12 protein-coding genes are annotated in these 15,468 nt (G+C 61.7%); 7 read left to right on the top strand and 5 right to left on the bottom strand.

The features are described from left to right. Positions 1 to 190 precede the first annotated feature (190 nt). A complete protein-coding gene (locus tag AC1ROW_RS11385) occupies positions 191 to 3,718 on the bottom strand; it encodes a hypothetical protein (RefSeq protein WP_493018997.1) in 3,528 nt (1,175 codons plus the stop codon). A gap of 1,179 nt (positions 3,719 to 4,897) precedes the next feature. Between AC1ROW_RS11385 and AC1ROW_RS11380 the strand changes: the two genes are divergently transcribed. Then, on the top strand, positions 4,898 to 5,509 hold the full coding sequence (locus tag AC1ROW_RS11380) for a hypothetical protein (protein WP_493018996.1): 612 nt from the start codon (positions 4,898 to 4,900) through the stop codon (positions 5,507 to 5,509). A gap of 68 nt (positions 5,510 to 5,577) precedes the next feature. Here AC1ROW_RS11380 and AC1ROW_RS11375 read toward each other — a convergent pair whose 3' ends face one another. From AC1ROW_RS11375 to AC1ROW_RS11365, 3 genes are all read right to left on the bottom strand, one after another. Continuing rightward, the gene (locus tag AC1ROW_RS11375) at positions 5,578 to 6,645 is read right to left on the bottom strand and encodes a tyrosine-type recombinase/integrase (RefSeq protein ID WP_493018995.1); all 1,068 of its coding nucleotides are present in this window, start codon (positions 6,643 to 6,645) and stop codon (positions 5,578 to 5,580) included. A 251-nt stretch (positions 6,646 to 6,896) separates the two neighbouring features. Next, positions 6,897 to 7,436 carry a hypothetical protein gene (locus AC1ROW_RS11370; protein ID WP_493018994.1) on the bottom strand — a complete coding sequence of 180 codons (540 nt, stop codon included), beginning with the start codon at positions 7,434 to 7,436 and terminating at the stop codon, positions 6,897 to 6,899. Between the two features lie 210 nt (positions 7,437 to 7,646). Beyond that, on the bottom strand, positions 7,647 to 9,773 hold the full coding sequence (locus tag AC1ROW_RS11365; protein ID WP_493018993.1) for a GmrSD restriction endonuclease domain-containing protein: 2,127 nt from the start codon (positions 9,771 to 9,773) through the stop codon (positions 7,647 to 7,649). A 217-nt stretch (positions 9,774 to 9,990) separates the two neighbouring features. Here AC1ROW_RS11365 and AC1ROW_RS11360 point away from each other — a divergent pair, with 217 nt between their 5' ends. The 4 genes from AC1ROW_RS11360 (at position 9,991) to AC1ROW_RS11345 (ending at position 13,292) form a co-directional block, all read left to right on the top strand. Continuing rightward, positions 9,991 to 11,055, top strand: a complete 1,065-nt coding sequence (locus AC1ROW_RS11360) for an amidohydrolase family protein (protein ID WP_493018992.1) — start codon at positions 9,991 to 9,993, stop codon at positions 11,053 to 11,055. After that, a complete protein-coding gene (locus tag AC1ROW_RS11355; RefSeq protein WP_493018991.1) occupies positions 11,055 to 11,609 on the top strand; it encodes a non-canonical purine NTP pyrophosphatase in 555 nt (184 codons plus the stop codon). Before AC1ROW_RS11360 ends, AC1ROW_RS11355 begins: the two co-directional genes overlap by 1 nt. Next, positions 11,606 to 12,403: an SIR2 family protein gene (locus AC1ROW_RS11350; protein WP_493018990.1), complete on the top strand. Its 798-nt coding sequence runs from the start codon at positions 11,606 to 11,608 to the stop codon at positions 12,401 to 12,403. Before AC1ROW_RS11355 ends, AC1ROW_RS11350 begins: the two co-directional genes overlap by 4 nt. Before the next feature lie 151 nt (positions 12,404 to 12,554). Then, entirely contained in the window at positions 12,555 to 13,292 is a 738-nt protein-coding gene (locus AC1ROW_RS11345) for a hypothetical protein (protein WP_493018989.1), read from the top strand. 98 nt (positions 13,293 to 13,390) lie between these two features. On the opposite strand, the gene AC1ROW_RS11340 is transcribed toward AC1ROW_RS11345, so the two are convergent. Further along, positions 13,391 to 13,777, bottom strand: coding sequence for a hypothetical protein (locus AC1ROW_RS11340; RefSeq protein WP_493018988.1), 387 nt, complete (start codon positions 13,775 to 13,777; stop codon positions 13,391 to 13,393). 88 nt (positions 13,778 to 13,865) lie between these two features. Between AC1ROW_RS11340 and AC1ROW_RS11335 the strand changes: the two genes are divergently transcribed. Continuing rightward, the gene (locus tag AC1ROW_RS11335) at positions 13,866 to 14,720 is read left to right on the top strand and encodes a metallophosphoesterase family protein (protein WP_493018987.1); all 855 of its coding nucleotides are present in this window, start codon (positions 13,866 to 13,868) and stop codon (positions 14,718 to 14,720) included. Next, positions 14,721 to 15,308: a hypothetical protein gene (locus AC1ROW_RS11330; protein WP_493018986.1), complete on the top strand. Its 588-nt coding sequence runs from the start codon at positions 14,721 to 14,723 to the stop codon at positions 15,306 to 15,308. Positions 15,309 to 15,468: the final 160 nt, after the last annotated feature.

Below are 15,468 nucleotides of genomic sequence, written 5' to 3'. Positions count from 1 at the left end.
AACTACCCCTCACGTTGACTGCGTAGCCAAGCTCATTCTCGAAGAATGTTCGTTACACCACTCCACGGGACTTGACCGCGCCGGCATCCGCTTCCTTATGGAAACGCGGTGAGCAGACTCAAGCTTTGACTCATCGCGTCCGCGCGGAGTGATCGGCTCATCGCCCCTCGGTCGCGGAGTCGTTTGGCCGTCAATCGATTGCGTCGCCCTCAAGCGCGCGACGTAATTCGGTAATCGTGAGCACGTCGAAGGGGCCGTCGACGTAACCGGCCGGGATGGGGTGGCGCGATACGAAAATCGGTCGGACCACGTGCCCCTTCTCGGAGGTCGGCAGGTTGAGTGCTGCAGCGACTTCGGCCTCATGGGAAACCAGATCGTCTCGCTTGCGCGCGAGTTGAGTTGCATAAGCCGGCTTCGTTTTTCGGTCGAGGTAGAAATCGTCCAGTTGATCGCGCATCTGCGAGAGGGCATGCACGGAGGCCGGATCTTTCGCCTCGAGAAGAAGGAGGGTTTTCTTCCCGGGCTTACCCGCCACGACGTCGATTTCAGTAGAGAGCACCTCAAGATTCAGGCGTCGTGCCTTTGTTTCCTTAATGTTCTTCTCCACACTCCAGCCGTAATCCTCAAGGAGCGTCGCGACGTCGTCTTCAAGCGCCTTGTTCTTGGCGTCACGAAACCGTTGGAGGGCTAGGTCCAGCTCCCTCGGAGGCTGCGGCTGTGTCCAGGGCAAGACGCCTTGCGACAGGTAGCCCTGGTAGACCCGCAAGCTGGTGAGCAGGTAGTGCGGCGCAATGACAACGGTTCCGTCGGACAGTTCGGGGATGGGTTGAGCCAGCAGACGACGCTTTCTCTGCCTCGTGCGCCAGGGCTGCCATTCACCATCCGCAAGCGAGTCAGTGGTGGACGTTAGAAGGTTCAGCGCCGCTCCCACCCTTCGCGGCCCATCGTCGTCTGCTCCGAGATCGGTGCGGTCTAGCACCTGCTGCAGTACCTCCGGTGCGGTAGCCACGGCGACGTCGCCGGTGGTCCCGTCCAGCGGCCATGACGCGAGACCGCCGAACACGGCAAAGAGATCCGTTACGCCGATTCCGTAAGCGGTCGCCATCGCGGCATCGATCTCTGCAGTCATGGTTAGGCCGGGACTTTCGCCAGAGTCCGACTCGAATTGCTGCGCAGCCATTGCGAGACTCAGACCATGTTGGTTCAAGCGGTAAGGGGCGCCACCATGCGGCTCGATTGGCGTGGGGTCATCGATCGTAGCTATCTCGTACAGGTCGTTGATCTCAAGCGCCACGGGGGTCACCTGCAGGTGTACTCCTTCGCTGCGCGTAGTGGCTTCCACGAACGCGTTAGCCGCAGCAAGGAGGCTCGCCCACGTGATCTCGTTGATCTGCGAGTCACCCTGAGGATTCTCACGAAGGGCGGCTTCGACGATCATTTCGTTCGCGCGGCGTAGCTGGAAAGCCTCGCTCTGAATCTCGTTCGCCGAAGTAACCGGATCCCACGCCAGCGAGAGTGACTTTTGCGACTGGCGGATACCTCGCAATGCGGCATCTCTATGGGCTGCACCTCTTTCGAGCTGCGCCATGCCATATCGGACGAGATCGTCGCGATCGTAGGAAGCGAGCTTGGCTCGAAGTGCGTCGAGTGCCGCCCGGGAAAGGATCTCGCGATCCAGCCGCTTCGCCTCGGCGCCGGTAAATATGCCAGGTGCGACCCCGGCGTTCTTGACCGTCGTCGCAATCACCCGGTCGATCTCCGAGCCCAGGGACTCGTTGAAATCAACTGGGGGCCGAAGGTCGTTGTGTCGAGTGATCGTGTTGATGATCTGGAAGGTGAGCGTCGGCGGGGCCGCCCGCCACGCGTCTGCCACTGCGACACAATCCGATAGAGCAACGCCACCCGAGTGAAGCAACTCCCGGATTAGCATTGCCATCTCTTCGCGGATGCGCAGGTCCGAGTCTTCTCCTTCGAAGCCCTCGAGGACTGAGAAGGCCAGGCCAACTGAAAGACGCTGGATGCCATCGGAGTCCAGCTCGCTGGTGCCGATGGAGAACAGGGTCGTCTGGTCCGCTGCGTTCGGAGGAACCAGCTCGACGATGTGGCCTCGCGCCGCTTCCGCGGTATGCGCGGTCTCCCACTCCGACGAGACCTGGGCAATACCGAACGGGATTGCGCCGGCGATGTCCATGACGAGCTTCCACTGATCGGCTGGCCATTGATCTGACCACGTCACGGCGAGGGGACTCCGACCGACATGCAGCGTCCAGACGTCGACCTCCCGGGCCGTCTCACTGATCCCCGGTTTGCCGTCGGCTGCCGGGGTCCTCCAGGCGGCGACCGTGGGTGCGTCGGTCCCCGATCGTTCTACGAGTGCAGCGTCGTGCGCTATGGGTAGTTGAAGTGTGGCGAGGGCTGCCTCGACGTCGCTATGTGTCGCCGCGAGTTGCCACTCGGCCTCCCCACTGTGCGGGGCGAAAGCGATCATTGACGGGCTAGCGCCGCCAGCGAAGAATGTCTTGCCCCCGCTCCGCCAGGCTTCCCAGCGGTCGATGACCTCCCACCCAAATAGTTGCGGGCCCGTCGGGTTCGCCAAATCCTTGCAAAAGTGCGCAAGGTCGAGGTCGTCATCAGCGGTTTGCGCGATCCAGCGCAGGTCGTCGAGTGACATGGAAGCCAGCCCATGTCCTCCTGGGCTGGAGGTGATGTGGTGCGGCGACGAGGCAATTAGAAGCGGGACTACCTCGGTTCCCGCTGGAACGCGTATGCCGCGGTACGCCATCGGGACGGAGAGCTGCGTGGGTGACGGGCTCGCGTCGGCGATCTGCTTGACTATCGGTTCCTCGCGGAGACCGACCAGGTCACCCAGCTGGGAAAGCATCTGGACGGCTACGGCCACATCCCGGGCGACGGGCGCGATCCACTGCACCACGTTGCGCGGTGACACTGTAGGCCCGTCGCTCAGGTCATTTGGACCCAAGACCGACGACGAGAACCTCCATAGGTAGTTGCGGGCCGCCGCCGCCGACTCCTGAGCAAATCGAAGACGGGCCCCAGGCAGATTCGCGACAGAGGCAGCCAGCTCGCCGACCGCATAGCTGAGCACTTCAGGCAAGAAAGCCAAAGGTAGCCAGCGGAAATCGGAGCCGCGCCGCACCCGAGCACATCTACCGAAAGCGCTCATTGGATGCGTCGGATCGAAAGTCACCGCGGACGCATCCTTTGTCAGCCATTCGAGCGCGAGTTGGCGGCCCTGAGTATCGACGTCAGTAGCTTCAGCAGCCAGGAGTTCCCGGGAAGTGATCAATTCCGCTTCATGGAGCGTTTCCGTGGGTTCGTCATCATCTTGAGAGACGGACGCTGGCCAGGCGGGCGCGAGGACCCCCAACGACGCATCGACGTGGGCGGTGATGACGTCCACGACATCCTGGATACCGAATCCGTGAACGGCAACGACGAACTCATCGATCGCGCGCGAGGTGAGGGTCGCGCGATCGATATCTGCGACGGGGCGCTCGATGCATCCAGGGAAAAGGCGCCGTAGTGAGTTGCCTATTCGCAGTCGGACGTCTAAGCGTGGATCGGCGGCAACGAAATCTTCGTTCCATGCAAGGTCCGGAAAGACATCCACCGCCCCCTTGAGGAGCGGCTCAAGCGCGTCCGTACCGACGGCGGCTCCCGATCCCGCCCAATCGGCTTTGATGCTGGCGTGCGCCACGGCTCCTACTGAAGCCCAGCGGTGTCGCAAATTCGGGGACGCGCCAGCCGCGACAATCAAGTCCCAGAGATCATCGGCTTTATACGTCCGAACCAGCCTGTCGAGGCTGCTCAGTGTATTCGATCTTGCCTTCTTCGGCTTCTTCGCTTTGTTCCGCCCCACAGATTGAGCCTATGAGTGGCAACTGACATCAGTGCGCATTGAGGCCACCGCCCGGTTTCGCCCGATTGGTCCAGCAAGCTTCGGGACAAGCTTCTGTGCCGCTTACGACCGACGGTCGGGTGCCCTTCGCAAATGTCGGCCGCCCCGGATAGCCTCCTCCCCGGGGGTGTAGGAATGGCGAAGTTCTTCGACGCATCAGAGGCCGAGCGGATTCTGCGTGCCGCGGGCGGAGTCCCACTCGTCCCTTTTCCTGGTGTCGCTAAGCCGTGGTCATCGATCCATGAGGCGTGTGGCCGCCATGTGAAACCGAACTTGAACACCATCCGCCGAAGTGGTTCCTGCTGCGCGCACTGCGCAGCCGTTGCGAGAGGCACCGCTCGCCGTGCCGGCTTAGAAGACTCGGCGGTGGCGACCATGCGCGCCGCTGGGTTTGAACCGCTCGAACCTTACCCTGGTGCACATAAGCCCTGGCGAAGCACGCATCTCGAATGCGGTGACGAGAGATCCCCGTCGCTCAACTCCGTGCGCGCCAGTAGGAACGGTAGAGGCGGATGCCAGCCGTGCTCGCTGCGGGCTCTCGGTTACCGAGTGTGGACGGCAGAGTCGGCGAGTGCACTGATGGAGTCGAAAGGATTGGAGCCTCTCATTCCCTTTCCTGGCTCATCCACCGTTCCGTGGCCGGCGCGTCACAAGGTGTGCGGACGGACGGTCAGCCCACGGTTGGGGAACCTCGCGGAGGGCCAGGGAGCATGCGTTCACTGCGGACAAGAAGCTACTCACCGCGCATTGCGGAAGAACCATGAGGTCGCCGCAGAACTTATGCGCTCGGCCGGACTCGAGCCACTCGAGGAATTTCCTGGAGTGGACTCGCCATGGAAGTGCACGCATGTCCCATGCGGCAGGGTCGTGTCCCCGACATTTACGAATATCAAGCGCGGGCAGGGAGGCTGCAATCCGTGTGCTTGGGAGGAGGCGAGCCGGCGACTAATCATGCCGGAGCCTGAAGCTCGCGCGGTCATGTTGGCCCACGACCTGACACCGTTGGAACCGTATCTGGGAAGTGCGAGGCCGTGGCGGTCGCTTCACAGATGCGGCCGGGAAGTCTCGCCGACGCTCTCGAATGTTCGCGTAGGAAAGGGCGTCTGCCGCTATTGCTTCTCTTCCTTTCCCTTTGCAGGTCCCGCGGTGTTGTACCTCGTGGCCGATGTTCGTGCCGTGAAGGTTGGAATAGCGGCTCGTACCGGCAAACGGCTCGACGAGCACCGCCGTTACAGGTGGGAAGAGATGTGGCGGATAGAGGTTCCCACCGGAGATGTCGCCTACTCGCTCGAGCAGTCGATACTCGCATGGTGGAGAGATGAACTTCGTCTCGCTCCGGTGTACACGAAGGCGGAGATGCCCCAGTTGGGCTCGACGGAGACGGCGCCCCATGGCCAGATGGGGTCAGATGCGGTGTTGACCCATGCCTTGCGACTCCTCGAGGAGATGGGAGTCACAGACTTCGAGGTCACCGTGTCGCGGGGCGACGACGCGACGCCCGTATCGGAGGCTACTTCAATAGGTCCTCGGGCGCGCAGAAAGCGTTCTTCCCCGGACCAGGTGGCACTATTCGATTTCGGTGACGAATGACGGCTTTACGTGAGCGGTGAGTGCCCCTAATCCGGCCGAAAATGGCGTCAGCTACACCCGCGGTGGGCCTACGCATCGCCGCCGAGCCAATCGCGTCCAAGATGAGCGAGAGCTCGTTCGTTCAAGCGATTCGCTACGTCGCTGAGGTCCTCTTCGAACAAGTCGGCGTATGTATCGAGCGTCATCGCGGCCGACTTATGGCCAAGCATTCTTTGAAGCGCCTTCACGTTGGCGCCGGCGCTGACAGCCAAACTGGCCGCGGTGTGCTTCAGCGCATGCGGTGTTACATGACCAACCCCAGCCTCATTCAAAGCCCTCAACCACCAAGACTGTCGACTCTGAGCGGTGTCCGGGCGATGCAGGAATCCGCCCGTCGAGTTCGGGAAGACGAGGTCTGCGGGGTCCTTTTTTGCGGCTAGTTCTTCGAGCCGAGGGCCGAGGAATGCAGGGAACGGCACTGAGCGCGCTTGCCAGCTTTTCGGCGTGCCTATCAGGATCTGTCCGCTAACCTCCGTGGCCGCCTGGCTGATCCTCAAACGGCGGCCAGAAAAGTCAATGTCACCCACGGTAAGTGCAACAGCTTCGCCCCACCGGATGCCCGTGTATGCGAGCGTCAGGATGAGAGTGCTGCGCTGATCGTCTCGAGCACAGCGCGCAAATCGAAACACTTGTTCATCCGTGAGGTATGGTCGCCGCACGATGACGTCTCGTCGTGGCATATTGGTGACGGCCCGGGCAGGATTCGATCTGATCCGGCCATCACGAACGGCAACGTCAAGGATGCCGGCGAGGACCCCAACACTGCGAAACACGACGCTCGCCGACCGGGGCTGTCCCGCATAGCTGTTGCGCACTCGATCATTTACGGCCACGCCCTGGCCCAACTCGCGGATCCAGTTCTCTACGGCGGAGGGCCTAACCTCGCCGATTGAAGTGGCAGCCCAGCGCGGGGCAACATAGACCCGCCAAGCGGTTTGGATCGGCACGAAACTCGACGGCTTGAGAGCCTGCTCCTTGTTGGCCAGCCAGTCTGTTGCCAGCTCGAGAATCGTTATTCGTGCTTCTTCTGGAAGGCCTATCGACCGGCCAGATAACCAGGCTTCGGCGCTGATGACGTACTGTTTGGCCTCCCGCATCGTCGGAAATCCCCGTCTCTCGTGCTGGCGGCCGGCGTCGTCTCGCCAACGGGCGCGGTATCGGCGACCCTTAGCGGATTCGTAAGCGCTGACGCAGCCCATACTCGGATTGTTCACCCGGAAGGCAAGGTGCGCGACAGTGAGGTCCGCCAGGGGTACAGCAATGGCGAGGGGGGATCGCCGTCCCCGGCCACGAGCACCTCGAAAAGGTCAAAGCCGGTGTGAGCCGTAGGGGCAGCGCGACTGACGCGTCAACCGTAGATCGCGGCCTCAGCATCGTCCATACTCTTTGCGAGCTCCTGGGCCGCCAACCCCCAGTTCTTGTCCCACTTGCCCGTTACTGCGAACTCGGATGCGCGCTCCACCAACGTCCTGAGGTGCTCCCAGCGCTGATCTCGGGCGGCCTCCGACGCCGTCTTGGTGCCGTCGCCGTCACCCTCCTGCTCATACCACTGACTCAACACCTCGTAGCCCGAGGTGTTCTCGATGTCACGCGAAAGGTACTTGGCGAAAGCACGATCGTCGATCAGCAGCGCCGAATCGGCTGCCTCCAGCACGAGGTCGTATGAGATTGGACGGTTTTCGCGAACGGCCTGCGCGTGGTCTATCCGCAGCTTGCGAAGTCGATCAACGACACCCTCAACGACCGCTCGGCGCTCATCCTTCTGCTTCGAGCGCCGCTGAAGAACGCTGACCCCGTGGTCGACGAGCGGCTTCAGCAGCGTGAACAGCCCTGTGATGGCTGCACCGATGACAGTACCGGTGAGCAACGCGGGCCAGAGAGCATCCATGCCATCACCGTAGTGGCCGCGCCGCTGCTCGTCGCGTGACGTCGATTTGTACGGTCCACAACGGGCCGCCAAACGATGGGTGGCGGCGTGCCTGGTTGCTCGTCCGTCCTGGCCGCTGAAGGCCGCGGACCACAAGGCACGACGGCGGATGACCCCCGAGGCGGGATGGCCGACGAGTTGCGAGGATTGCAAAGTTCAGCGGTTCGCGAGCTATCCGGCTGGGACGATCAGCTCCTCATCGGCTGGCATGGAGTTCTGAAACTCTGTCCGCACGTCTCGAAGTCTGCGGCCGTCCGCCACCGCCCAGAAGTACCAGCCGTTTGTCGCGCGTTGCCGCAGGGCGCGGCCGGCGGCGGATGGTGATGTGTAGCGCTTGCCGTCTAGCTCGATGGCGCCGTCACCTGTCACGGTCGCTTCTTTGCCCTTGTAGTCGCGGTGCGTCGCCAGGAGCTTGTCGCCTGCGCTGAGAAGGCCAGCTTCCATTAGGTGCTTCAACTCGACCCAGTCACCGGCCTTGGTCTGCGGATCGACCACCTTTCCATGGTGACCCTCGGGGACCGGCCAGACGCTGAGCAAAACGTCGATCAAATCTTGGGTTCGCTCATCGATGAGCTGCTCGTCCCAGTCGTGCTGCTCAGTGCGCTTGATGACACGTCCAGTGAGGGTGATCGTGTTGTGGTCCTGCAACGCGGATCGCTTTGCCCGCCAGGGGCCGTTGGAAACCTTTGAATTGAGGGCGTTGGTCAGGAGCGTCAAATTCCCGAGGCGATTGACGTGTTCCTGCCGGGCTTCGGCCTCATCGGGGGACGATACGGGCCAAGTCTCCTTCCAGCTTCGAGGAAGGAGGTGCTCGATCGGGTAGCCCTTGCGCTCGATCTGCGGTTGCCTGGTCTCAGCGCGGTAATGGTCCTCTGCGGCTTCGAGAATCATGCGCAGCCGGCCTCGCGGATAGCGCGTGTACGCGGCCTCTGTGGTCAAAGTTCGCCGGACTTCTTCGTCTCCCGGCCAATAAGTACTCGTAACGTTCAGCCGCGCGAGGTGACCAATGACACGCTCGATTAGATCGCTCTTTGGTACCGCGCTGTTGGCCGCGATGACATCAGCGATGATGCGGCCGAGGTCGCTGCCTGAGAGGCGAAGGAGTTGCCGGCGCACTACCCAGCTCTCCGCGGCGCTAATGATCCGTTGAATAGATTCTTCGGGAACGTCCCTGCCTGGCTCATGGAGCCAGATGAGTAGCGGTTTGAGGACCTCGACGCCTCCCGCCTGCATCCGATAGACCGCCATCTCGGTTGCACTTAGGCTCCCACTCGGGTGGTTCGCCGCTTCGGTCCATGACTCGTACCGCTGCGCCTGGAGCTTGATCTCAGGGAGCAGATCTGCCATCAACAGGTCGCATTCCAGCTCGACGTATGACTTGAACCGAGTGAACGTCGACTGAGGGCTAACCTCCTCTCCCGTTCGGGCAGTAAGCCACTGGTTGATAAACAGCGAGCTGCGGCTGACAAAGTTGCGCCCAACGCTCACGTCCTTCATCCAGAACTTGGTCTCGAACGGCCAATCCTCTCGGTACGCCTTCGCCGTATCTCCGCCCTCGGCTTCAAGACGCTGGAACACAAAGTTGCGCACCAGATCTGAGGCGGTCAGCGGGGTTCCGCGCGCGTTGAGGGTCTCGAAGATCTCCTGGGAATTCTCCGTCGCCTCGAGCTCAATGGAAACGAGCTGAAGACCATCGAGAAGGACTGCAGTCAGCTCCTTAGCTTTTAGCATGTAGCCGCTTGACCCGGCCGGGCCCAGCCACTGCGCCACGACAGTCGAGAAGTAGCCGTGCGCCCCGACGATCTGAGAATCGGAATGGACCAGGTCGGAATGGTCGACCGGTGGCTCGGCATACATCACCTCGTCGAACGCGGAGCGGTCCTTATTCAGGTGGCGAACCTTCAGTCGACTGTCGCCTTCCTCGACGTAGATCTCGTCATTTTGGGTAAGCCGCTCGAGCTGACCGGCCAGTCGCACCTCGCCCGCCTCCGTTAGGACAGCGCACGTCGCGTCCGCCAAAATCTGCAGCGTCGTCAGGCGTTGCTGACCGTCGATGACGTTCCATGTGGTCAACCGGCTGCTCTGCGCCTCGTGCGACTGCAGGACCACAGCGCCCAAGAAGTGCGTGGCACTGGAACCAGGGTCGGCAATCCTGAGCTCCGTGATGCGGCGGATATCCTTCCAGAGAGGTGCCCACTGCTCATCCTCTCTCCAGACATAAGGACGCTGGAACAACGGGATCAGAAAGTGCTGAGGCAGGTTGAACAACTGCAACGGCGTCCGCTTAAAGGTCTCCACTCGGTAGATCTTTCCGCACCCGCCCGACATAGCTCGGCAAGACCAGCTCGCGCGCCATGCCGGCGCGCCCCGAACGCAGGAGCTCGCCCCAAACCGCCCAATTCGGTTACCTAAGCCAAAGCGACCACCGAGGGCTTCTTCAATCCGTATCGTTATGTCATCGGGGACGCCTAGCGGGGTCGATCAACAGGGCACTATTGGGAGAAGGACTGCGCGGGTGAGTCACGACTACGCGGTGGACGATGTGCGGCCTGTCGACGAGGTGCCTTACCGCGATGCGTACGAGATCCCGACTAGCCGTCCAGACGACGCCGTGCCCGAAATTTCATGTGGGCGCGCGGACTTGCATGTGCACCTCAATGGTGCCGTGCCGGTGTCAACGCTCAGGGAAATTCTTTACGACGAGGCGACGGCGCTACCCGAGGGGTTCTCGATTGATCGGGACCTCGCACGGCGCACGCCGTCGCCATCGTTGAGTGCGTACTTGGAGCCATGGCGGGTGCTGCGGCTCCTTCCGCGCAAGAGAGAGAACCTTGATCGCCTCACGCTTGCGACCTTCGCGAGTTTTGCAAACAATGCGGTTCGAGTTGTAGAGCTTCGTAGCAGCGTCCTATACCTGGCGGGTCTGCAGAATTGCTCGACGGTGGACGCGTTGGCAGCTCTGATTGAGTCAACCCAGATGGCTGCCGCGAAACATGCGGTCCGGCGCGGACTCATTTTGACCGTGACCCGCGGTGATCGAGCCGCTGCGGACCTAGCGTTGTTGCTCCGGGCCTACCGCGATCTGGGCGAGCCCGAAGACGTCGTGGGAATCGACCTTGCTGGCGACGAGGAGATCGGATATCCGCCCGAGTTGCCGGCCTTGTTCCGGCAGGCAAAAGAAAGTTACGGGCTGGGCGTGACCATACACGCTGGCGAAACGGGCCGCGGCGAGAACATACGGACCGCCGTCGAGGAGTTTCGCGCTGATCGGATCGGCCACGGTTCGGCGGCTGGCCGGGACCCAGAGTTGATGGACTTGCTAGCCGAGAGGGACGTCTGCGTCGAAGTGTGCCCGATAAGCAATCGACTTACAGGCGCCCTGAGCCTCGATGAGGCGCATCCACTCGTCGAGTTTGAACGGCGTGGGACCCCTTTCGTCATCTGTTCTGACAACCCGGGGATCCACGATCGCGGTCTGGCCGAAGACCATATCGAAGCGACTCGTGAAGGTCTATCGACAGGAGCACTGTCTCAGCAATACGCGCTCGCGAGGCGCTACTCGTTCACGAAAGGTGATTGATGAAAATCAGGTTCCTGTCGAACAACCCCCACAAGATAGCCGAGGTGAAACGGATCCTGACGGGCATCGATGTTGTTCCCATCGAGGAGAAGATCGAGGAACTGCAGACCGAGGACGTTAAGCGGCTGGTTCACGACAAACTGATCAAGGCATTCGAGATGATCGGTCGCCCACTCTTTGTCGAGCACACCGGACTGTATCTGAAGGACCTTGGTGACTTACCGGCCGGGCTCACGCAGATCTTCTGGGACAACTTGAAGGCAGAGCGATTCGTCTCGCTCGCCGACGGGCTAGAAGATCGGGCGGTGACGGCGAAGACGGTGATCGCATACTGCGACGGCAAGCGGATCCACCAATTCGAAGGATCAATTGATGGAACAGTGGCGACCGCTCCCGCCGGTCCATCCGAGTTTCAGTGGGATTGCGTGTTTGTCCCAAGCGGATATGACAAAACCTTCGCGGAGCTCGGGGCCGTAAAAGACGAAATCTCAATGCGTCGTAAAGCGCTGGACAAATTCATCCAGCACCTGTCCGAGGAGGGAAGCCAGCGATGATTGCTGAGCTATCAGAGGCATACAAGGCCGGAAAATTGATGCTATTCGCGGGGGCAGGAGTTTCTGCCAATCTCGGACTGCCCACTTGGCAGGCCCTGATCGATCACATTGCGGAGGAACTCGAATACGACCCGGAGGTGTTCGCTACCTACGGCGACGCCCTGGCGCTAGCCGAGTTCTATACCCGAAAGAAGGGCAGCATCGGGGCGCTTCGTAGCTGGATGGACCGGGAGTGGCACAGATCGGACATCGATGTCTCAACGTCCGACGTCCACCGCCTGATAGCAACAGGCAACTTCCACCGCATCTACACCACAAATTACGACCGATGGCTGGAGTACGCTCACGACACCTTCAACGTTGCCTATTCAAAAGTTGCCAAGGTATCCGATCTCGTCTCAGCATCCGAGGCGGGTCGCCAGATCATCAAGCTTCACGGAGATTTCGAAGACGATAAGTCGATCGTTCTTAGCGAGACCAGCTATTTCGAACGGCTGAACTTCGATTCGCCTCTCGATATCAAGTTGCGAAATGACGTTCTCGGCAACTCGGTGCTCTTCATCGGCTACAGCCTCCGCGACATCAACATAAGGCTGCTGTTCTATCGCCTCTCGAAGATGTGGGATGACTCGGTTCTACCGGCCGCGCGGCCGAAGTCCTACGTCTTCACATCTCGCCCGAACCCGGTTGCACAAGAAGTTCTCTCAAGTTGGGGCATCGAACTAGTCGTGTCGGACGAAGACAACCCCAAGGACGCCTTGACTGCCTTCTTGCAGGAGCTGACGGGCGCTTAAGTTTCCCACTCCTGGTGTGCTCCGCTTCCAGGGGGACCGGCGCAGATCCTTGGAGAGACGACCGTCCTCGACTGAGCGCGTGGGCCGCCGGCCGGTCGCGCTCCCCGTTCTGGGGTCGCGGTCCACGCGCGGCTGCCGTGAGGATCGGAGCGTGACTTCAACCTTCGAAACGATCGACTGGACCGAGCTGGCGCCGACGGTGGCGGACTTGCACAAGGAGGGGATCCTGCACGGCGCCCTGTACGATCAGCTCTCTGCCAGGCAGGTCCATGAGCTCGAGCAGCGGCTGCTCGGCGTCGAGCGCGTCGCGGAGCCACACGCCACGCAGTTGCTGTCGTTCCTCGACGGTATGGCTGAGGCCGCCTTCGTGCGTTTAGTCTGCGCACGTGCAGGCGTCGAATATCAGCCGTCGTTTCGCGTGATCTCCGGCCGGGAGTTCCGGCAGGACACCGGCGGCGAAAACCCCCGCGAAGTAGACCTCGTCGTCGTCGACACCGACAAACCGGGCAGGAAGCCGATAATCGCCATCGAAGCCAAGTTCAGCGCAACCGTCAACGGGAGCTCGAAGTACTGCGCCGATCCGAAGCACGCCTCCTATTCGAATCAGATCATCTGCTACCCCTACGGCTGCGTCCATCCTGACCTCACTTCACCAGATGTCCGGTTCGTCTGGCTTGGGCTGGAGGCGGACAGTGTCCGGCCGATGTCGCGCTTTAAGGGCGCCATCACGGACCGCGACACCGACCTCCCGACCGAGCGCGCCCTCCAGGACTACGCCGAGGGGCTCTGGGTGCGTGCGACGTGGGAGGAGGTCTGGGAGTCGATCGCCGCGGCGGTGACTGACCAGGTGCACGCTGCCCCGCTTCTTCGGGGCTTACGGCGCCCCTAGGGTCGATCCGGATGGACCGCGACCGCCGCATGTCCGGCGATGTCACCGCTGAGACAGAAGGCCGCTGCCATTGCGGTCGTGGGCATCCGGCGGTCCGCTTAGCGGGTTGGGGTCGGTGTCGTGTGCTTGTCGATGAACTCCCGGATGGCGTCAACCTCCGTCATCGTCAGTCCTTGGTGACGGTCGGTATCGATAAGCAGACGCGGCTGGCCGCCTTGGCCCGAGCTATCGGCGAAAGCGGGCCGGAAGAGGAGAGCTTCTGCGACGGCGTCGTCGTCGGCCCATACGTAGGGCGGGTTCCCCAGAGCGTCCAGGTGAACGTCGGGGTCGCTGTCGATCCAGTACCCGTCCCCATTTCGTCGTGTGATCCAGGCCGCGCGCGCGGGAGGCTCGTCGTCTGCGGGAATGCGGTTGAGCACACCATCGACGTCCAAGACGACGAGGACTGGGTGCTGTGGGCTCGGCGAACCGGTTCCTGCTGACATACCAACGAGCCTGTCGGTTGCCACCGACAACGAACGCCATGTCGGCTGCCCCCGCTAAAGTCAGGATCCTCGAAAAAGGGGGCAACCGGTGCACGTCAATGGTCAAGAGGAAGCTCGTGTCGCTGTGGCCGGCGATTGGCACGGTAACACACCATGGATGCAGTCCGTCATTAAGGGACTGGGGCTCGAAGCCCCCGATGTTCGCACGATTTTGCACGCCGGAGATTTTGGTATCTGGCCCGGAAGCCGAGGCGCCCGCTATCTCGAGCTTGTTGATGAAGCATGCGCTTCCGCAGGGGTGCAGCGCATTTTGCTCACGCCCGGCAACCACGATGACTGGGGACAGTTGGACTCGCATTTCACCGCGTCGCCGGATCGACCGACTCAACTCAGCGAATCGGTCTGGGCGTTGCCGCGAGGGCACCGCTTTCAGATCGGCCCTCGAACGTTCCTCTCGTTCGGCGGCGCCGCGTCAGTCGACTTCGAATTCCGTCAGCCCGGGGTGGATTGGTGGCTGTCCGAAATCCCGACCGACGACGATGTGTCGCAAGCCTCGGCTGAGGGTCCTGTCGATGTGCTAATCACCCACGAGACCATTGATGGTGGGACGCCGGCCGTTCAGCGTGTCCTCCGCTCAAACCCGCATGGCTGGAGCGCCGAGGCGCTCGCGTACTCATCGTCCTCCCGCAGCCGGGTTACTCAACTGTGGGCCGCGATCCGACCTCCCGTCCTGTTTCACGGACACATGCACATTCCCGACGAGGTGACCCTGGCAGACGGGCGCCGAGTGTATTCGCTGGGCGCCGACGGTGACCCAAGGAACTTCGGATACCTGAGACTCGACGACCTTTCGTGGACCTGGAAGTCATTCGCGCCGACGCTGCGACGCCCACGCACCCTGGACGCGGAACACACATACCTGCAGACCCCTGGCGATCAATAGATGCCCGATACGCTCAACGCGGGCAGCAGTTATCGCGCTGGAGCCCGGATGACCCCCTTCGCCGCTGATGGAGAGACGCGCATGCCGGAGATTGAAAACATCGTGATCGTGCCCAGCTTGACCGCACTGGCACAGGCGTTCGATGCACGCATGACGCCTCCATACGACTTCATAGACGCCCGTTCCGAGGTCGAGACGGTCGTGCTTGACAATGTCCGCATGGCGTGGAAGAACGGCGATCAAATCCCGATCCCAGCAGGTACAAGCGCTGAGGGCGCTGTTGTGCACGTTCTCAGCAACGCCGCCCGCGACTGCGGCTTATTCGGCAGCGATCTTCCCAAGCCGTTCAACGGCTCACGCGACCTCTGGGACGAATCCGCCACCCTCGCAAGCCCCGCGCCGAGCCCGTTCCACCTCATCGAGAAGGACAACGATTGGAACGTCCGCGTGTTCGCATTCGACGCGCAGGAGGTTCGCACCGCCCTCGCCGGCCTCGAGTCGAGCCTGCACAGCATGTCGGACGCCGAACTCGAAGCATCCATCGGACCCGATGCCGCTGTCGTCGCACGAACGTACTTCGACGATTGACGTCAGTACTCGCCGACGCCCAGTTGTCGATTCTGCAACCCGGGGTTCCGCGGCCTCAAATCGGAGGAGATGCGAACGCAACGGCGGTGCCACTTGACTTGATAAAGTTATCGACCCCTGTGGTGGTCGATAACTTTATCAAGACCGTTCGGGTGGGTCT

The sequence above is a fragment of the Leifsonia sp. GW821-FHT13C09 genome (genome assembly GCF_058806435.1).
The sequence above is the reverse complement of the archived record's forward strand: the minus strand, read 5'-3'. Positions and strand labels throughout refer to the sequence as shown.

Excerpts from the sequence above, each read along its gene's own strand:
- AC1ROW_RS11380 (WP_493018996.1), top strand. The coding sequence starts at position 4,898 with ATGTTGGCCCACGACCTGACACCGTTGGAACCGTATCTGGGAAGTGCG.
- AC1ROW_RS11375 (WP_493018995.1), bottom strand. The coding sequence starts at position 6,645 with ATGCGGGAGGCCAAACAGTACGTCATCAGCGCCGAAGCCTGGTTATCT.
- AC1ROW_RS11370 (WP_493018994.1), bottom strand. The coding sequence starts at position 7,436 with ATGGATGCTCTCTGGCCCGCGTTGCTCACCGGTACTGTCATCGGTGCA.
- AC1ROW_RS11355 (WP_493018991.1), top strand. The coding sequence starts at position 11,055 with ATGAAAATCAGGTTCCTGTCGAACAACCCCCACAAGATAGCCGAGGTG.
- AC1ROW_RS11350 (WP_493018990.1), top strand. The coding sequence starts at position 11,606 with ATGATTGCTGAGCTATCAGAGGCATACAAGGCCGGAAAATTGATGCTA.
- AC1ROW_RS11340 (WP_493018988.1), bottom strand. The coding sequence starts at position 13,777 with ATGTCAGCAGGAACCGGTTCGCCGAGCCCACAGCACCCAGTCCTCGTC.
- AC1ROW_RS11330 (WP_493018986.1), top strand. The coding sequence starts at position 14,721 with ATGCCCGATACGCTCAACGCGGGCAGCAGTTATCGCGCTGGAGCCCGG.